The sequence below is a fragment of the Sandarakinorhabdus sp. genome (assembly GCF_031422795.1).
Classification (GTDB): domain Bacteria; phylum Pseudomonadota; class Alphaproteobacteria; order Sphingomonadales; family Sphingomonadaceae; genus Sandarakinorhabdus.
In genome coordinates, this window is the sequence record NZ_JANPML010000169.1 from 1 (window position 1) to 16,654 (window position 16,654).

Annotated in this window: 21 protein-coding genes and 1 pseudogene; 4 read left to right on the forward strand and 18 right to left on the reverse strand. The window is 63.3% G+C overall.

Annotated features, from left to right (window positions below):
- Positions 1–94: 94 nt before the first annotated feature.
- The 9 genes from RMO81_RS06165 to RMO81_RS06205 form a co-directional block, all read right to left on the reverse strand.
- The gene (locus tag RMO81_RS06165; RefSeq protein ID WP_310474908.1) at positions 95–1,267 is read right to left on the reverse strand and encodes a molybdopterin-dependent oxidoreductase; all 1,173 of its coding nucleotides are present in this window, start codon (positions 1,265–1,267) and stop codon (positions 95–97) included.
- An 8-nt stretch (positions 1,268–1,275) separates the two neighbouring features.
- Positions 1,276–2,376 (reverse strand): redox-regulated ATPase YchF, encoded by a 1,101-nt coding sequence (ychF, locus tag RMO81_RS06170; protein ID WP_310474909.1) that lies wholly within the window; start codon positions 2,374–2,376, stop codon positions 1,276–1,278.
- A 1-nt stretch (position 2,377) separates the two neighbouring features.
- Positions 2,378–2,707, reverse strand: coding sequence for a hypothetical protein (locus RMO81_RS06175; RefSeq protein WP_310474910.1), 330 nt, complete (start codon positions 2,705–2,707; stop codon positions 2,378–2,380).
- A gap of 38 nt (positions 2,708–2,745) precedes the next feature.
- Positions 2,746–3,321, reverse strand: coding sequence for an aminoacyl-tRNA hydrolase (pth, locus tag RMO81_RS06180; RefSeq protein WP_310474911.1), 576 nt, complete (start codon positions 3,319–3,321; stop codon positions 2,746–2,748).
- A 77-nt stretch (positions 3,322–3,398) separates the two neighbouring features.
- The gene (locus RMO81_RS06185) at positions 3,399–3,998 is read right to left on the reverse strand and encodes a 50S ribosomal protein L25/general stress protein Ctc (protein WP_310474912.1); all 600 of its coding nucleotides are present in this window, start codon (positions 3,996–3,998) and stop codon (positions 3,399–3,401) included.
- Positions 3,999–4,254: 256 nt separating this feature from the next.
- Positions 4,255–4,638 (reverse strand): hypothetical protein, encoded by a 384-nt coding sequence (locus RMO81_RS06190; protein WP_310474913.1) that lies wholly within the window; start codon positions 4,636–4,638, stop codon positions 4,255–4,257.
- The gene (locus tag RMO81_RS06195) at positions 4,635–5,438 is read right to left on the reverse strand and encodes a TraB/GumN family protein (protein ID WP_310474914.1); all 804 of its coding nucleotides are present in this window, start codon (positions 5,436–5,438) and stop codon (positions 4,635–4,637) included. Before RMO81_RS06195 ends, RMO81_RS06190 begins: the two co-directional genes overlap by 4 nt.
- Positions 5,439–5,506: 68 nt before the next feature.
- A complete protein-coding gene (locus RMO81_RS06200; protein WP_310474915.1) occupies positions 5,507–7,030 on the reverse strand; it encodes an acyl-CoA synthetase in 1,524 nt (507 codons plus the stop codon).
- A gap of 4 nt (positions 7,031–7,034) precedes the next feature.
- A complete protein-coding gene (locus tag RMO81_RS06205; RefSeq protein ID WP_310474916.1) occupies positions 7,035–7,637 on the reverse strand; it encodes a Pr6Pr family membrane protein in 603 nt (200 codons plus the stop codon).
- 152 nt (positions 7,638–7,789) lie between these two features.
- Here RMO81_RS06205 and RMO81_RS06210 point away from each other — a divergent pair, with 152 nt between their 5' ends.
- Positions 7,790–8,116 carry a DUF6481 family protein gene (locus RMO81_RS06210; RefSeq protein ID WP_310474917.1) on the forward strand — a complete coding sequence of 109 codons (327 nt, stop codon included), beginning with the start codon at positions 7,790–7,792 and terminating at the stop codon, positions 8,114–8,116.
- Between the two features lie 40 nt (positions 8,117–8,156).
- Here the strand turns inward: RMO81_RS06210 and RMO81_RS06215 are convergent.
- The 4 genes and pseudogenes from RMO81_RS06215 to petA form a co-directional block, all read right to left on the reverse strand.
- Positions 8,157–8,465, reverse strand: a pseudogene (locus tag RMO81_RS06215) (adenine phosphoribosyltransferase); the annotation flags it as partial.
- Between the two features lie 101 nt (positions 8,466–8,566).
- A complete protein-coding gene (locus tag RMO81_RS06220; protein ID WP_310474918.1) occupies positions 8,567–9,385 on the reverse strand; it encodes a cytochrome c1 in 819 nt (272 codons plus the stop codon).
- 12 nt (positions 9,386–9,397) lie between these two features.
- Positions 9,398–10,693 (reverse strand): cytochrome b/b6, encoded by a 1,296-nt coding sequence (locus RMO81_RS06225; protein WP_310474919.1) that lies wholly within the window; start codon positions 10,691–10,693, stop codon positions 9,398–9,400.
- A gap of 11 nt (positions 10,694–10,704) precedes the next feature.
- Positions 10,705–11,271: a ubiquinol-cytochrome c reductase iron-sulfur subunit gene (gene petA / locus RMO81_RS06230; RefSeq protein WP_310474920.1), complete on the reverse strand. Its 567-nt coding sequence runs from the start codon at positions 11,269–11,271 to the stop codon at positions 10,705–10,707.
- Positions 11,272–11,487: 216 nt separating this feature from the next.
- Here petA and hemF point away from each other — a divergent pair, with 216 nt between their 5' ends.
- Entirely contained in the window at positions 11,488–12,354 is an 867-nt protein-coding gene (gene hemF / locus RMO81_RS06235) for an oxygen-dependent coproporphyrinogen oxidase (protein WP_310474921.1), read from the forward strand.
- Entirely contained in the window at positions 12,351–12,986 is a 636-nt protein-coding gene (locus RMO81_RS06240; protein WP_310474922.1) for a GNAT family N-acetyltransferase, read from the forward strand. The genes hemF and RMO81_RS06240 overlap by 4 nt, the downstream gene beginning before the upstream one ends.
- A gap of 20 nt (positions 12,987–13,006) precedes the next feature.
- On the opposite strand, the gene RMO81_RS06245 is transcribed toward RMO81_RS06240, so the two are convergent.
- From RMO81_RS06245 to RMO81_RS06260, 4 genes are read right to left on the reverse strand one after another with little or no spacing between them, the layout of a single operon-like run.
- A complete protein-coding gene (locus tag RMO81_RS06245; RefSeq protein WP_310474923.1) occupies positions 13,007–13,717 on the reverse strand; it encodes a hypothetical protein in 711 nt (236 codons plus the stop codon).
- Between the two features lie 23 nt (positions 13,718–13,740).
- Positions 13,741–14,073, reverse strand: coding sequence for a Grx4 family monothiol glutaredoxin (grxD, locus tag RMO81_RS06250; RefSeq protein ID WP_310474924.1), 333 nt, complete (start codon positions 14,071–14,073; stop codon positions 13,741–13,743).
- A gap of 23 nt (positions 14,074–14,096) precedes the next feature.
- Positions 14,097–14,327 carry a BolA family transcriptional regulator gene (locus tag RMO81_RS06255; RefSeq protein WP_310474925.1) on the reverse strand — a complete coding sequence of 77 codons (231 nt, stop codon included), beginning with the start codon at positions 14,325–14,327 and terminating at the stop codon, positions 14,097–14,099.
- Positions 14,327–14,644, reverse strand: coding sequence for a DUF1476 domain-containing protein (locus tag RMO81_RS06260; protein WP_310474926.1), 318 nt, complete (start codon positions 14,642–14,644; stop codon positions 14,327–14,329). The genes RMO81_RS06255 and RMO81_RS06260 overlap by 1 nt, the downstream gene beginning before the upstream one ends.
- Positions 14,645–14,837: 193 nt before the next feature.
- On the opposite strand from RMO81_RS06260, the gene purC reads away from it, so the two are divergent.
- Positions 14,838–15,647 (forward strand): phosphoribosylaminoimidazolesuccinocarboxamide synthase, encoded by an 810-nt coding sequence (purC, locus tag RMO81_RS06265; protein ID WP_310474927.1) that lies wholly within the window; start codon positions 14,838–14,840, stop codon positions 15,645–15,647.
- Positions 15,648–15,650: 3 nt separating this feature from the next.
- Here the strand turns inward: purC and RMO81_RS06270 are convergent.
- The coding region (locus tag RMO81_RS06270; protein ID WP_310474928.1) for an MFS transporter at positions 15,651–16,654 on the reverse strand (1,004 nt) is incomplete at its 5' end.

Sequence of the window (16,654 nt, forward strand, 5' to 3'; positions counted from 1 at the left end):
AGGCCTTCGGCATCGGGCAGATCGACGGCCAGCCGTTTCGTGGGCGGCGCAGCGGCAACGAGCGCCAGCGCGGCAAGAGCAAGCAAAAGGCGCATCAGCCGATCTCCACGCGCACCGGATCGACGCCGGCGCGGTTGTATCCCGACGGGTTCCAGTTCTGGTTCAGCGGTTGGCTTACCCCGGCGGCATTGGTGGCACGCGCCAAGATGATCTGCTTGCCCGGCCCCAGCGCCAGCGCGCCCCGGAAACGGCGGAAGCTGTAGCGGCCATGATCCGGCCCCAGTTGCGCCGGCACCCAGTTGCGGCCACCGTCGGCGGAAAGCTCCACGGTGTTGACGCCATGGTCGCCGCCCAGCGCCACGCCTTGCACCGGAGTGAAGCTGCGCGGCGGCAGCTTGGCGCCATCGGCGATATTGGTGATGATGGCGCGGGGTCGCATCACGCTCACCGGCGCACGCGGGCCAGCCGGCCCACCCGGCGCGATATCGGCCAGCGCATTGGCGGGTTGCAGATAGGCTTTTGCCATCCAAAAGCCCGCATCTGCCGTGTCGAGCACGGTAATGCTGTCGAGCATCTTCACCCAATAGGTGGAATACCAGCCCGGCACGACCAGACGCAGCGGGAAGCCGTTGAGCAGCGGCAGGGCCGTGCCGTTCATGCCCCATGCGATCAACACATCGTCGGACAGCGCGTGATCAAGCGGCAGTGATTTCTCATAGTCCGGCGCCGTCTCCACCACTGGCGCATCCAGCCCGCCGCAACGCACCGCCACTGCGCCGGCCTTCACGCCAGCCAGTGCCAGCACATCCTTCAGGCGCACCCCTTCCCACAGCGCATTGCCCATCGCGCCATTGCCCCATTGCGCGCCGGCCATGCGCGGCGCGAACAGGCCACGGCCATTGCCGGCGCACTGGTTGACGGCCGCGATGGCCACCCGAGGCAGCTTGGCGAGATCGGCAAGCGAAAGCGAAAGCGGTTTGCCGACATGGCCGCCCACACGCAGCCGGTGTTTCGCCGGATCGATTTCAGTCGGGAACGGATAATGCCAGCGCACGAAGAAATGGTCGTTTGGCGTGAAATCATGGACATCAAACACGCTGATCGGCGTTTCCAGCAACGGCGGGCTGGAACGCTGCAGGATCATCTCGCCCTTTTGCGGAAAGGCGCGCGTGCTGGGGCGCAGGCCGTTATCGGCAAAACCAAGGTCCACCTGCGCGGCAGCGGGTGCAGCCAGCGCAGAGGCGATCAAGGCACGGCGGGTCAGCATCGTTCTGGTCAGGCGCCGTGCAAGATGTGCATCACATCGCCATCCTGCACGACATATTCCTTGCCTTCCGCCCGCAGCCGACCGGCGTCCTTGGCAGCATTTTCGCCGCCCAGGGTGACAAAATCATCGTAGCCGATGGTTTCGGCGCGGATGAACTTCTTTTCGAAATCACCGTGGATTTCGCCAGCGGCCTGCGGAGCCTTGGAACCGCGCTTCACTGTCCAGGCGCGGGCTTCCTTGGGGCCGATGGTGAAGAAGGTGATCAGGCCGAGCAGTTCATACGCCGCCCGCACCACCCGAGTAAGGCCGGTTTCCGCCAGCCCCAGGCTTTCCAGATATTCCTGGCGGTCGGCTGGCTCCATCGTGGCGATTTCGGCCTCGATGGCGGCGCTCACCACCACGGCGCTGGCGCCGATGCCGGCCGCCATCTTGGCCACGGCCTCGCTCAGCGCGTTGCCGGTGGCGGCGCTGGCTTCGTCGACGTTGCAGATATACAGCACCGGCTTGGTGGTGAGCAGTTGGGCGTTCTTCAGCGCGCGGGCTTCGTCTTCGTCCTTCGGCTCGGTCAGGCGGGCGGGCTTTCCGGCCTGCAGCAGTTCCAGCGCCTGGCCCAGCACTGCCGCTTGAACCTTGGCTTCCTTGTCGCCCTGCTGCGCCTTTTTCAGCAACTGCGGCACCCGCTTTTCCAGGCTCTCCAGATCGGCGAGCATCAGCTCGGTCTCGACCGTTTCGGCATCCTCCACCGGATCAACCTTGCCGGCGACGTGGGTCACGTCATCATCGATGAAGCAACGCAGCACGTGGGCGATGGCATCGGTTTCGCGGATGTTGGCGAGGAACTGGTTGCCCAGGCCTTCGCCTTTGGACGCGCCCTTCACCAGCCCGGCGATATCGGTGAAACCCAACTGGGTTTCGATGATTTTCTGGCTTTTCGCGATGGCAGCCAGCTTGTCGATGCGCGGGTCCGGCACGGCCACGTTGCCGACGTTCGGCTCGATCGTGCAGAACGGATAATTGGCCGCCTGCGCCGCTGCCGTCTGGGTCAGCGCGTTGAACAGGGTGGATTTGCCGACATTGGGCAGGCCGACGATACCGACACGGATGGGCATATTAGATATCCCAGGTAGAATCAGGTCGCCCATCGACGGGGGACTGCAAATGAACACTTTTTAGTTTGCCAGGCGCGAGCCAAGCTCCAACGTCCTTAAGCTCGATCTCGCCGATGTCTTTCCCTTGATCTAGTTTGTCCAGACAAATTTTATGCGCAACGGCAAATCCCTCTTGAAACCACCACAATGCAAACTCAGCCAGTTTTTCATTGAGTTCGCTGCGATTGGCGCCAGTGCGGGAAATGTCTTTTCCGTCCAGATAGCGAGTCAGTTCATCGATTGTAGCTCTAATGCTACGAGTGGATGACGCAGCATCATTTTCATTTCTCATTTTCTTGCCTTTCTCTTTAATTTCTGGTGCCTAGCACACTAGATTTTCGATAATCGCAAAGCAATGTCAGAAAGGTAGCGTGGTTCATCGCCGGCCAGCAACGTGGGCAGTTCCGCCGCCAGCACGCCCAGCAGATCGGCCAACGGATCCATTTCCACCTTGGCGAAATTGCCCAATACGTGCCCGGTCACGCGGTCCTTGTGGCCCGGATGGCCGATGCCGATGCGCACGCGTCGCCAATCGGGGCCCAGGTGCGCGTCGATGGAACGGATGCCGTTGTGACCAGCCGCGCCGCCGCCGTGCTTGATCTTGATCTTGAACGGGGCAAGATCGAGTTCGTCATAAAACACGGAGAGTGCCTCGGCGGGGTCGAGCTTGTAGAAGCGCACCGCTTCGGCAACGCTGCGGCCGCTTTCGTTCATGAACGTGGCGGGCTTCAGCAGCAGCACCTTCGCCGTGCCAATCCGCCCCTCGGCGGCCATCCCCTGAAACCGCGGCTTGAACGGGCCGATATTCCAACGTTCGGCGATGGCATCGATCGCCATGAAGCCGACATTGTGCCGGTGCAGCGCATATTGCGCGCCGGGATTGCCAAGGCCGACCAGAATCTGCATGGGCCTCCTGTTCCCCAAACATGCAAACGGGGCAAGAGATTGCTCCCCCGCCCCGCAGCAATCTGACGCGCAAACGCTTACGCGCTGGCGGCTTCGCCTTCTTCGCTCTTCATTGCCTTGGGGGCAACGATGGTGGCGATGGTCAGGCCGGTTTCGCGGCCATGCGGCTTCACGCCGGCGGGCAGCTTCACATCGGCGATGTGGATGGCGGCGCCAACCTGCAGGCCGGCCAGGCTGATGGTCACATCATCCGGGATGGCATCAGGGGCGCAATCCAGCTTCAGTTCGTGCGCGACGATGTTGAGCATCGCGCCGGTCTTGATGGCCGAAAGTTCCTGATCGACGAAGTGCACCGGCACGGTAACGGTGACGATCTCATTGCCGGTGAGGCGCAGGAAATCGACATGGATCGGACGATCCGAAACCGGGTGGAACGCCACGTCGCGCGGCAGGGTGCGGATGGTGGTGCCATCCAGATCCAGTTCGACAACGGCATTCATGAAATGGCCAGTGTGCAACTGGCGCATGAGGATTTTTTCCTCGATGTGGATGGTGGTTGCGGCTTCGCCAGCACCATAGATCACGGCCGGGACTCGGCCTTCGCGGCGGATCGCGCGGGAGGCTCCCTTGCCTGCCTTGGCGCGAAGTTCAGCCACGAGCTTGAAAGTTTCGCTCATTGCTTGCTCCTGATGTTGATATCGTTTGCGCCCGCCGCCTCCAGGGATGCGAAAATGGCGGGATCACCAACGAAGCGGCGCGCATAGGGGATGCGGGCGCAAAACGCAAGCGAAGCCGGTTTGCCGCAAACCGCACGGCGACAGATTTGACACTTTTGACGCATTTGGCGGGGTTGGCGACGCCATGGCCCGCATTGTCAAAGAACGTGATCGAAGAGCGAGAATAGCAGTGGCGGCCTGTGTAGGACAGGCAAGCTCAAGGCCGGGCGGCGTCGGTGTAGCTGTCGATCTTCAAAAGTCCGCCTGCTTCGACCAGCACGAACAGTTCCGACACCGGCCCGCGTTCATAGCGGGCGGACCAGGCGATGGTGGTGCGGCCATCATCGTGGTTCAACCCTTCCAGCTCGCCGCCGGTGTAGCGGCCATGGCGCTGGATGATGGCGCGAAACGCCCGCGCGGTGCCAACGCCGGGGCGCAGATTGCGGGTGGACGGGCTGAGCAGGCCATCAATGGCCACCCAATCCCCGGCATTGAGCGCGACATGAAAACGATCGATCACGGCACGGCTGGCCGCCTCGTCCGGGCCGGCACAGGCCGCTAGCGCCAGGCACAGGGCGACAGGGGCCAACCAGCGCCTCATTGCACGCGCCGCACCTGGATACCGCGCGCTTTCAGCAGGGCGATCAGGCTGTGCGGCCCCGCCATGTGCGCCGCGCCCACCGCCATGAACTTGCGGCCGGGCCGTTTCAGCGCCTTTTGCACCCAATCAGCCCAGGCAGTGTTGCGATCCCGGAACAGGCGCTTTTCCAGCTCCGGCGACAAGCTGCCATCGTCGAAATCGGTCAGGATGCGCTCCACGTCGCCGGCGGCCCAGGCGGCGACCAGCCCCTTCATCTGCTCCGCCGATTGGCCGGCATCGGCAATCGCAGACGCCAGCAGCAGGCGCTGATCGGCTTCGGGCAGCGTATCGAACAGCGCCAGCTGGCCGCGCGCGGTTTCCATCGCCTGCATCGGCTTGCCGGCGGCACGGGCGCGGGCCATCAGCGCCACATCCACCCCAGCCGACGGATCCAGCCCCGAGCGTTTCACCGCGATCTGCACCAGCGAGATCGCCGCCAGCCAGCTTTTCATACCGTCCAGCGCGCCTGGTTGCAGCCCCACCGCCTTCAACAGCGCATCGGCCTTGGGCTGCAGTTCGGCCGGCAGGCGGCTGGCCAGCGGGACGGGCGTTGGCAAACGGCCCAGATCCATCAACACGCTGCGCATGTCGCCCGGATCAGCCGACGGCACGACTTCCACAACCAGCGTGCGCGCGTTCCTGAACGCCGCGGCGGCCTGCGGGGTGAGCCAATCCGTGCCCCCCATCGACGCCTTGGACGGCAGCGCGTGGATGGTGCCATAAAGCGTGATCTGGCGCTTGCCGGTGCCAATCTGCCACATCGCTGGCACTGCCCAGGCTGGCGCAGCCAACCAAAGGCACAGGAGGAGAAGCAGGCGGCGCAGCAGCATCAACCCGCCTTGGCCCAATACTCGTCCTTCAGCAGCCGCTTGTAGAGTTTGCCGGTGTCGTGGCGGGGCAGTTGGCTCCGGAAATCGATGCGCTTCGGGCATTTCACATGGCTGAGCCGGCTGCGAACATAGTCCAGCAATTCGGCCTCCAGATCCGGGCCGGCGCGGGCCATGTCGCGCGGCTGCACGACAGCGTGGACGGCTTCGCCCATCACTTCATCCGGGATGCCGAACACCGCGACATCGGCCACCTCGGGATGCGAGATCAGCGTGTTTTCCGCTTCTTGGGGATAGACATTCACGCCGCCGGAAATGATCATGAAGGCGGCACGATCGGTGAGGAACAGATAGCCTTCCTCATCAACGCGGCCGATGTCGCCAAAGGTGGCGCCATGTTCGCCCATCACGCTGGCGGTCTTTTCCGGATCATTGTGGTAGCTGAAGCTGCCGCCGCCGTGGAAAAAAATGCGGCCCACTTCGCCCGCCGCCAGCCGGTTGCCATCGTCATCCAGCACGCGGATTTCACCCAGGATGGATTTGCCGACGCTGCCCGGCCGCGCCAGCCATTCCTGCGGGGTGATGGCGGTGAAGCCTGCCCCTTCGGTGGCGCTGTAATATTCAAAGATCACCGGGCCCCACCAGGCGATCATGGCGTGCTTCACGTCCACCGGGCACGGCGCGGCGGCGTGGATGGCGACCTTCATGCTCGACACATCATGGCGGGCGCGCACATCATCGGGCAGTTTCAGCATGCGCACGAACATGGTCGGCACCAGCTGGCTGTGGGTGATGCGATATTTCTCGACCAGCGCCAGATAGGCTTCGGGATCGAATTTCTCCATCACCACCACGGTGCCGCCAAATTTGTGCACGCTCATGCAATAACGCAGCGGGGCAGCGTGATAGAGCGGCGCCGGCGACAGGTACATCATGCCCGGTGCGAACTGATAGAGCATCGCCACCATGCCGGTGAGCGCATCGACCTGATCGATCGGCCCTTCCGGCAAGGTGCCGCGCACGCCCTTGGGCCGGCCGGTGGTGCCGCTGGAATAGAGCATGTCGCGGCCGCTGCTTTCGTCGGCGATACGGCTCGTGGGCAATTCGGCAATGGCATCGGCAAAAAGCGTGCAGCCCGGCGCGACGGCCCCGGTGCACAGCCGCGCCGATGGCGAAAGACCGGGCGCGGCCGCCACCGCCACGTCTGCCAGCGCTGCTGAACAGAAAATCGCCTTGGCGCCGCTGTCCTGGGCGATATAGCCTGCCTCGTCAGCGGTGAGCTTGGTCGACATGGCGACATAGATCAGGCCACAGCGCTGCGCCGCCCAGCAGATGGGCAGGAAATCAATTTCGTTGTGCATCAGCACCGCGATACTGTCACCGCGCTGCAGGCCAAGGCCGCGCAGCAGATGCGCGACGCGGTTGGACTGCGCCTCCAGCCCGGCATAGGTCAGCATTTCGCCGCTGCCGGCCATGATGATGGCAGGGGTATCGGGCTGGCTGGCCGCGTGGTGGAACGGGTGCATTTCTCTATCCCCTTGAAGCGTGTCGGCGATCCCACCAGATGGCGACAGCCATCGCGATGGCAAACAGGCTGGCGAGGCCGGTGATGTTGATGGCCAGCTGCATTGGGCCCAACTTGCCGGCATCGATGAAATAATAGGGGTAGCTGCCGGTGTGCGCGCCGACCAGCAGCGAAAACAGGCAGTAAGCCAGGGGCAGCGGCAGCACTGCCCACAGATGCCGCCAGTGCAACCGGGCCTGCGGGCGCAGCACCAGCCACCACAGCGGCCAGGCAATGGGCGCCGCGACATGGAAGATGAAATCGATGATCGACCGCAGCAACGTGGGCGGTGGGTTCAGCCCGGCCAGCAGCGTGTTGTAAACGATGCCCACCACGGCAATCCACGCCGCGCTGGCTGCCAGCAGCGCCGGATGCGCCGGCCCGCGGGCCCGGCCGGTGATGGCAACATGGCCGGCAATCAGCGCCACGGCGGTATTGGTCCAGATGGTGAACCAGCCATAAAGCCGCTGCACTTCATCGATTGGATCACGGCCATGTTCCACGACATTCAGCCCGAACTGGGTGAGCAGCGCCATGCCGCACAGCACGGCAATCGCCGTTGCCACCATGCGCGATCTGCCTGTCAGCCATTGCTCCATGACGACGATAGCTAGCGCACGCAGCGGCAAGCGCAAAGCCTGTCGGGATTGGGGGGACGCCATAGATTTTGCGTCGCCTGCAAGGTTGCAGCGGCAGGCCTGAAGCGCTAAGGCGGCGCTCTATGTTCAAACTCCCCGATCACAAAGACCGCGCCAAGACCGCCGCTGACGCAAAACTGGCCAAGCTGGAAAAATTCAAGGCCGCCGCGCCGAGCGAGGAGGCAATTGCTGCCGCCCGTGCCCGCGCCGAGAAGCGCGCCGAAAAGGAGCTGGAAGCCAAGGAAGCCCGCGCCGAGCGCGCCCGCCAGCAGGCCGAAGAACGCAAGGTGAAAGACGCCCAGCGCGAAAAGCAGGTCGAACAGCAGCGCCTGGAAGGCATTTCCCGCGAAGCCGCCCAAAAGGCCGCCCGCGACGCGCGCTACGCCGCCCGCAAGCAGCGCATCCGCTAAGACAGGCGATTTGCTCTGGCCCGTTGTTGGCCAGAGCCTGATCAATGGCCATGAAGCCGTGCGGTGTGATGCCTGCATCACGCCGGCCTTGGGCGCCGCCCAGATCAGGCAAATCGATGGCAAAGGCCGCCTGATTCACCACGGCCCCTGCCCCGTGCAGCAATTCCACGCCCGCCAGCGCGCACAGCATCGTTGTGGATCTCGATGCGGTCGCTGCCATATTCCAACGCATAGTTGATGCCGATGACCTGGCCCGGCAGCTTGGTCTGCTTCCTGAGCAGCAGCGTGGCAATGTCGCGGAAATTCCCGGCTTGGGGTAATCCGGAATTATGCGCACCAGCGCCTTCAAATCGCCGTTTACTGTCCATGATCCTCAAAACGCCAAAAGGCGGCCATCCGGTTGGATGACCGCCTCCTTGCAATCAGATGCATTCCGCCGATGATGCCGGGTCAGGCCTTTTTCAGGTCGGCCCACACCTTGCGGTACGACAGATAGCCAAGGCCGGTCATGATGATCAGGAACAGGATCACAGCCACGCCGGTTTCCTTGCGGTTTTCCAGCTTGGGTTCCGCCGTCCAGGTCAGGAAGGCGGTGACGTCCTTCGCATATTGGTCCTTGGTGGCAGCCGAACCATCGGCATAGCTGACCTGACCATCAGCCGCGAGCGGCGGCGGCATGGCGATGTTGATGCTGTGGAAATAAGGGTTGTAATACAGCGTCTCCGGCTTGTTCCAACCCTTCGGCACATCATCGGAATAGCCGGTGAGCAGCGAATAGACATAGTTCACGCCGTCGTGGCGAGCCTTGGTCATCAGCGACAGATCGGGCGGGTAGGCGCCGTTCTGCGCAGCGCGCGCTGCGGCTTCGTTGGCATAGACCAGCGGGAACTTGTCGGCGCCGGTCGCCTTGCGGGTGGTCGGTTCACCGTTGGCATCAACCGCGGCAACGTCATACTCCGCCGCGATCGTCTTGATCTGGCCTTCGTTGTAGCCAAGATCGGCCAGATCGCGGAACGCGACGCGGTTGATCGAGTGGCAGGCCGAGCAAACTTCCTTGTAAACCTGGAAGCCGCGCTGCAACTGGCCGCGGTCAAAATTCCCGAAAACCCCCAGGTTGCCCGGGCCGTTGTGGGCCCATTCGATCTGCTTGGGATGCTTGTACAGCTCTTCGGCCATATTGGGCGTCTCAGCGTCCCTGGGTTGCACGGCACCCCAGAGGACATTGAGCACGAACAGCAGGCCGACGGCGAGTGCGCCGAGACGGATCATCAGATCAGCTCCTTATTCGGCCGGCTGCGCGACAGGCGCGCTGCCACCGGCCTTGCCGTATTTGGCCAGCACCGCTTCCGAAATGGATTTCGGCAACGGCGTGGTCTTCTCCAGCTTGGAGACGATCGGCAGGATGATGAGGAAGTGGGCGAAATAGTAAGCGGTCAGCACCTGGCTCAAGCGCACCCACGGCTCGTGCGCCGGCTTGCCACCGCATACGCCCAGGGCCAGCGCCACGGCCACGAACACCCAGAACAGGATGCGCGAGAGCGGGCGATAGTTGTTGGAGCGCACTGGCGACGTATCCAGCCAGGGCAGCACGAACAGCAGCAGGATCGAGGCAAACATCCCGATCACGCCCCACAGCTTGGCCGGCACGCCGAGGAAATCGGACGTGAAAGCACGCAGGATGGCGTAGAAGGGCCAGAAATACCATTCCGGAACGATCAGTGCTGGCGTCGAAAGTGGGTTGGCCGGGATATAGTTATCCGGTTCGCCCAGGCTGTTCGGCATGAAGAACACGAAGGCGGCAAACAGGATCAGATAGACCCCGAGGCCCACGAAATCCTTGGCCGTATAATAGGGGTGAAACGGGATGGTATCGGCTTCCGATTTCACGTCCACACCGGTCGGGTTGTTGGAACCCGGGATGTGCAGCGCCCAGACGTGCAGGATGATCACCCCGAACGTCACGAACGGCAGCAGATAGTGCAGCGAGAAGAAGCGGTTGAGCGTCGCGTTGTCCGGCGAGAAGCCGCCCAGCAGCAACGTCTGGATGTAGGTGCCAACCACCGGCAATGCCGAGAACAGGCCGGTGATGACCTGCGCGCCCCAGAAGCTCATCTGACCCCAAACCAGCACATAGCCCATGAACGCGGTGGCCATCATCAGCAGGAAGATGACCAGGCCGAGCATCCACAGCACTTCGCGCGGCGGCTTGTAGGACCCGTAATACAGGCCGCGGAAGATGTGGATGTAGACCACACCGAAGAAGAAGCTGGCGCCGACCGCGTGCATGTAGCGGATCATCCAGCCGCCGTTGACGTCGCGCATGATGTGCTCGACCGAGTCAAAAGCGACGCTGGTATCGGCGGCGAAGTGCATGGCCAGCACCACGCCGGTGATGATCTGGATCACCAGCGCCACACCGGCGAGCACGCCGAAGTTGTAGAAGGCGTTCAGGTTCTTCGGCGTCGGATAGCCCGGCCCCAAAGCGTCGTGAACGAAACGGGCGAGCGGCAGGCGCTCGTCCATCCACTGGCCGACGGCCGATGTCGGCTGATATTGCTTGGCCCAGGGAAAGCTCATGGTTCTGCTCCTCAGCCGATGGTCACAGATGTGGGCGACTTGAACGCGTAGGGCGGCACTTCCAGGTTCTTGGGCGCCGGGCCCTTGCGGATGCGCGCGGCAGCATCATAGTGCGAGCCGTGGCAAGGGCAGAAATAGCCGCCGAAATCGCCCTTGGCTTCACCTTCAGCGGCACCCAGCGGCACGCAGCCGAGGTGGGTGCACACGCCCAGCGTGATCAGCCATTGTTCGCTGCCAGGCTTGGTGCGATCGGCAAGCGACTGCGGGTCACGCAGCGAGGCCACGTCCACCTTTTTCGATTCCGCGATTTCTTCCGGCGTCAGGTGCCGGGCAAAAATCGGTTTGCCGCGCCAGGCGGTCTTGATGGCCTGGCCGGGCTGCAGCGCCGACAGATCGAGATCGACACTGGCCAGCGCCAGCACGTCCGCCGACGGGTTCATCTGGTTGACCAGCGACCACGCCACCGGCAACACGCCGGCACCAGCAAAGGCCGCTGTTGCCACATAGAGGAAATCGCGGCGACGCTCGCCACCGGGTTCCAAGTTATCGGCAGTTGCCTGCCGCAATTCGCTCGCCATCGTGCCCCTTCCGGAATTTGATGCATAGTGGGCAAGCCCATAGCCTGCCCGCATGATGAGGCCGGGATAGACAAGCAAATGCCGCAACGCAACGCAGAAAAGGGCCGCAGCCATCGGACAAATTGGCGCGGATATGACAACCCGGTAATATTCTTGCGCCTACCCTGCCAGCCGTGGGGGGTTTCACAGGCCGCCAAGCCTGTCTAAAGCTTGGCTATGATCGAACTTGATGACCAGCAGAAGGCCGCCCAGGCCTGGTTCCGTTCCCTGCGCGACAGCATCTGGGCGATGCTGGAGCAGCTGGAAGACGAATCGACCCTGCCCGGCGACGCCGGTCGCTTCGAAAAGCGGGTGTGGGACCGTTCCGACCATAGCGGCGGCGATGCCGGCAGCGATGGTGGCGGCGGTGAAATGGGCATCATGAAGGGCCGCCTGTTTGAAAAGGCCGGGGTCAACATCTCCACCGTCTATGGCGAATTCAACCCGGAGTTTGCCAAGCAGATCAACGGCGCAGCCGAGGATCCGCGCTTTTTTGCCACTGGCCTCAGCCTGGTCATCCACCCAGCCAATCCGCTGGTGCCGGCCGTGCACATGAACACGCGCATGCTGGTGACCACCAAGCGCTGGTTTGGTGGCGGCGTCGATCTGAACCCTGCCCTGCCCGACGACGCCGAAACCGCTGCCTTCCACGCCGCCGTGAAGTCCACCTGCGATTCCCACAACCCGGATTACTACCCGGCGCATTCGAAGTGGGCGGAGGAGTATTTCTGGGTGCCCCACCGCAATCGCCATCGCGGCGTGGGCGGCATCTTTTATGATCATCTGAACAGCGGCGACTGGGCGGCGGATTTTGCCTACACGCAGGACGTGGGCCGCTGTTTCCTGGAAACCTATCCCAAGCTGGTGCGCGCCAAGATGCATCAGAGCTTCAGCGAAGCCGAGCGTATCGCTCAGCTGAAGTATCGCGGCCTCTATGCCGAATTCAACCTTGTGTATGATCGCGGCACCACCTTCGGCCTGAAGACCGGCGGCAACACCGACGCCATCCTGATGAGCCTGCCGCCGCTCGCGATCTGGGAATGAGCCAGCGGCAAGTTGGCGGCAGCATGGTGGCATCGCGGGTGATCGCGGTGCCGGCCGGGCAGATAGCCACCATTGTCACTTGCCTCGAAATGACCGCGCCGCCGCCTTCGACTGCACCGGCCAGATCGGCGCTGAAGCTGGAACGCTGGACCGCGCCCTTTGACCTGACCCGTTATCGTGCCCTGTTCCGCGCCATCGGCCAGCCCTGGCTGTGGCGCGGCCGGCTGGTGCTGGACGATGCAATGCTGGCCGCCACGCTGGGCGCGCCCGGCCTGGAGGTGCATGTTGCCACCCGCCGCGATGGCACCCCGCAGGGCCTGCTGGAACTGGATTTCAGCGCCGATGGCCAGTGCGAGTTGGCCTATGTTGGCCTGATGCCGGAATTGACCGGGCGCGGCCACGGCGGCTGGATGATGGGCCATGCGCTGAAGCGGGCGTGGACGGGGCAAGCCGCGCGCCCACCCATCACCCGTGTCTGGGTTCACACCTGTGATCTCGATCACCCTGGCGCGCTGGCCTTTTATCAGCGCCACGGTTTCCGGCCTTATGAGCGGCTGGTGGAGATTTATGCCGACCCGCGCGCCAGCGGCCTTTATCCGGCTGATACTGCGCCAACGGTGCCGCTGCTCTGAAGCGAGCCCGGCTGGAGCGGTCAGCGGGCCCCGGCGACGATCTGCCGATAAGCGGCGGCACTGGCGCCGCCAACACCGATGGTGACCAGACAATTGCCGATGGCCGGTACCAGCGCGTGCAGGAACCGCCCCACGGCATCCAGCCCGGCGATCCGCGCCACCACGTCGAACGCCGCACCGGCGCCTTCGGTCAATATGCCGATGCCAATCACACCGAATAGACCGAGCAGCAGAAACAGGGTCAATTGCAGGCCGTGGCCCTCGCTCAGCGCCCAGCTGCGGCGCAGCAGGGCAAAGGGTGTGCCGGGTTCCGCCAGCGCCACCGCGCCCGACAGGAACAACAGCCGCGCAAACAGCCACAGGCCCGGCACCACCAGCAACAACAGGCCCAGCCCGACCGGCAGTGATCCCACCAGTTGGGCGAGCGCATAGGCCGGGAAAACGGCCATCGCCGCCGCCAGCGCATCGCGCGGCGTGTCACCGCCGCGCAGCACCAGATGCGTGGCGGCCAGCTGCCCGAAGGCGGCGATCAGGCTGGGAACCGCCAGCCGCCACAGCAGTTGCTGGTTGCTGATATTGTCAACACTGGTGGGGGCCGGCGGGCCGAACAATTCGACGGCCACCGCCGGCAGCAAGGCAAACGGCGCCACGAGGAAGAACAGCCGCGGCAGATCGGCGCGCAGTGTGGTGGACATCATGTCCCAAAGGACGGCGGCCGACAGACGTTGCATGGTCGGCTCCGGTTCCGGTCAGATCAGGCTGCGGGCTTCACGCCAGCTTCGGCCACCAGCGCGTGAAGTTCGCCCGCCTGGAACATTTCCATCATGATGTCGCTGCCGCCCACAAATTCGCCCTTGATGTAGAGCTGCGGGACAGTCGGCCAGTCGCTATATTCCTTGATGCCCTGGCGGATTTCCTGATCGGCCAGCACATCGACGCTTTCAAAGGCGACGTTCAGCCGTTCCAGGATGGCGATGGCGGTGGAGGAAAAGCCGCACTGCGGGAAAAAGGGCGTGCCCTTCATGAACAGCACGACATCGTTGCTGTTGACGATGTCAGCGATGCGATCATGCACAATATTGGTCATCGGGAGGGCTCCTTGTGGCGCGGTCAGGCCGCGACGGTGGTCAATTTCAAAGCATGGAGCACACCCCCCATGCGCCCACCCAGAGCATTATACACCAGCCGCTGCTGTGCAACCCTGGACAGGCCGGCAAATTGGGGGGCGGTCACCACGGCGGCATAATGATCGCCATCGCCAGCCAGATCGCTGATCTCCACGCGGGCGCCGGGCAGCGCTTCCAGGATGGCCGATTCGATATCGGCAGCCGCCATCGGCATCAGGCGGCTCCGCTGATCTGGGCTTCGGCCTGCGCCAGTTTTTCGGCCAGCATTGCCTTGATGTCGTTCACGCCCACGTCGTGCGCGGCCAGATCGCCGTGCAGCTTGGCGATGATATCGTCGTCGCCGGGGATTTCGAGGTCGGACAGCAGCACCGACTTGGCATAATCATCAGCCGCCTGGCCGTCCTTGCCCAGTTTCTCGGCAGCCCACAGGCCGATCAGCTTGCCGCGCCGGGCCAGGATGCGGAACCGCATTTCCTCGTCATGCGCGAACTTGGATTCAAAGGCTTTCTGGCGGTCGTCGAAACTTGTCATGTCGTCCTGCTCCCAAACTTGGCTGTGCACTCAAATAGGTAAGCACGGCCGTCTGTTCAATGATTGTATCGTATGGGCTTTGCCGCTATGGGCTCTCGCCCGTGTGGGCTGTCCAAGTTTGCTTGCCCCGCTCACTCTGATATTGTTGGTGCCCAGCCTTCGGGCCGGCCGTGCCGCCATTGAAAGTCATGCCATGACCCGCCGCCGCCAGATTTACGAAGGCAAGGCCAAGATCCTGTATGAAGGCCCGGAACCCGGCACCATCATCCAGTATTTCAAGGATGATGCCACCGCCTTCAATGCCCAGAAAAAGGGCACGATCAGCGGCAAGGGCGTGCTCAACAACCGTATTTCCGAACATGTGTTCACGCTGCTCGGCCTGATCGGCATTCCCACCCACTTCATCCGCCGTCTTAATATGCGCGAGCAACTGGTTCGCCAGGTTGAGATCATTCCGATCGAAGTGGTGGTGCGCAACGTCGCCGCCGGCAGCATCGCAACGCGATTTGGCATCGAGGAAGGCACCCCGCTGCCGCGCACGATCATCGAATATTTCTACAAGGATGATTCGCTGAACGATCCGCTGGTGACCGAAGAGCATATCTCGGCATTTGGCTGGGCCAGCCAGGACGAGATGCACGACATCGCCGACATGGCGATCCGCATCAACGATTTCATGGCCGGCATGTTTGCTGGCGTCGGCATCCGGCTGGTGGATTTCAAGATGGAATTCGGCCGCCTGTTTGATGGCGAATTTGCCCGGGTGATCCTGGCCGACGAGATCAGCCCCGATGGCTGCCGCCTGTGGGACATGAAGACCGGCGACAAGCTGGACAAGGATCGTTTCCGCCGCGATCTGGGCGGCGAAGTCGAAGCCTATCAGGAAGTCGCCCGCCGCCTTGGCCTGCTCACCGAAGACGAGCCGGCCGTGCTCGATCTGGAAGAGCATCGCAAGGCCAGAAACCAGGCGCCGGGCAAGGACAAGCCGGCAGAGACGGAATAAGCGCTACCAGCGCACTGGTTCAATCCGCTTGACCACCAGCCCAAAGATCAGCGTGCCGACGGCTACCACGCCGGCGGTCATCAGGAAGGCTGGGCGGTAACCGGCGGCATCGACGATGATGCCGGTGAGCACCGGCCCGACAATGCCCGACAGATTGCCGATGCTGGTCTGCACACCCACCCAACGGCCGGCCGACGCTGGGCCAGCCATGGTCTGGCCGAAGACGAACAGCATATTGGGTACCGGGCCATAACCGAATCCGGTAATGACGATCAGCAGCATCAACGGCACCCAGCCTTCCACGACCGGCAACAGCATCAGGCCCACGACATAGGCAAAGACCGAGCCAAACAACATCCGGCGCCGCCAAAGGGAACCATCGCTGCCGCCCCGTATCGCCCGGTCGATGAGCCAGGCACCGACCGTGCCGCCAATGATCTGCGCGACATAAAAAAGGCTGATGATCAGGCTCATGTCGATGATCGAAAAGCCGCGGGTCTTGACCAGCCAGAGTGGCAGCCAGCCAACCACGAAATAGAGCCCGAAAGTGCCGGCCAGATGCAGCAAAGTGATTGCCCAGAATGTCGGCTGCCGCAGCATTTGAGCCAGCGGCACTGCGGCATCCAGCACCGCTTCCTGCCTGCCTTCCCCTTCTTCAATGCCGCGGCGGGCCAGCCACCACGGCACCAGCCAAACCAGGGTCACCAGGCCAAAGATGATGAACATCTCGCGCCAGCCCCAGAATTCCATGATGAAACCGCCGCCCAGGGTGCCAATCAGCGGCCCCAGCGCCAGCCCGCCCGACAGCGAGACATTGGCCAGACTGCGCGCGCCTTCCGGCACCCGCGCGATCAGTTTTGAACCGCAGGGAAAGGCGACGCCTTCGCCCAGCCCCATCAGCAGGCGCAGCAACATCAGCCCGGTGACGCCGCCGGCCACACCAGTGCCAACAAAGCCCATGCCGATGGTGGCGAGCGCCCAGGTGGCGACACCCAGCGCCATCAGCA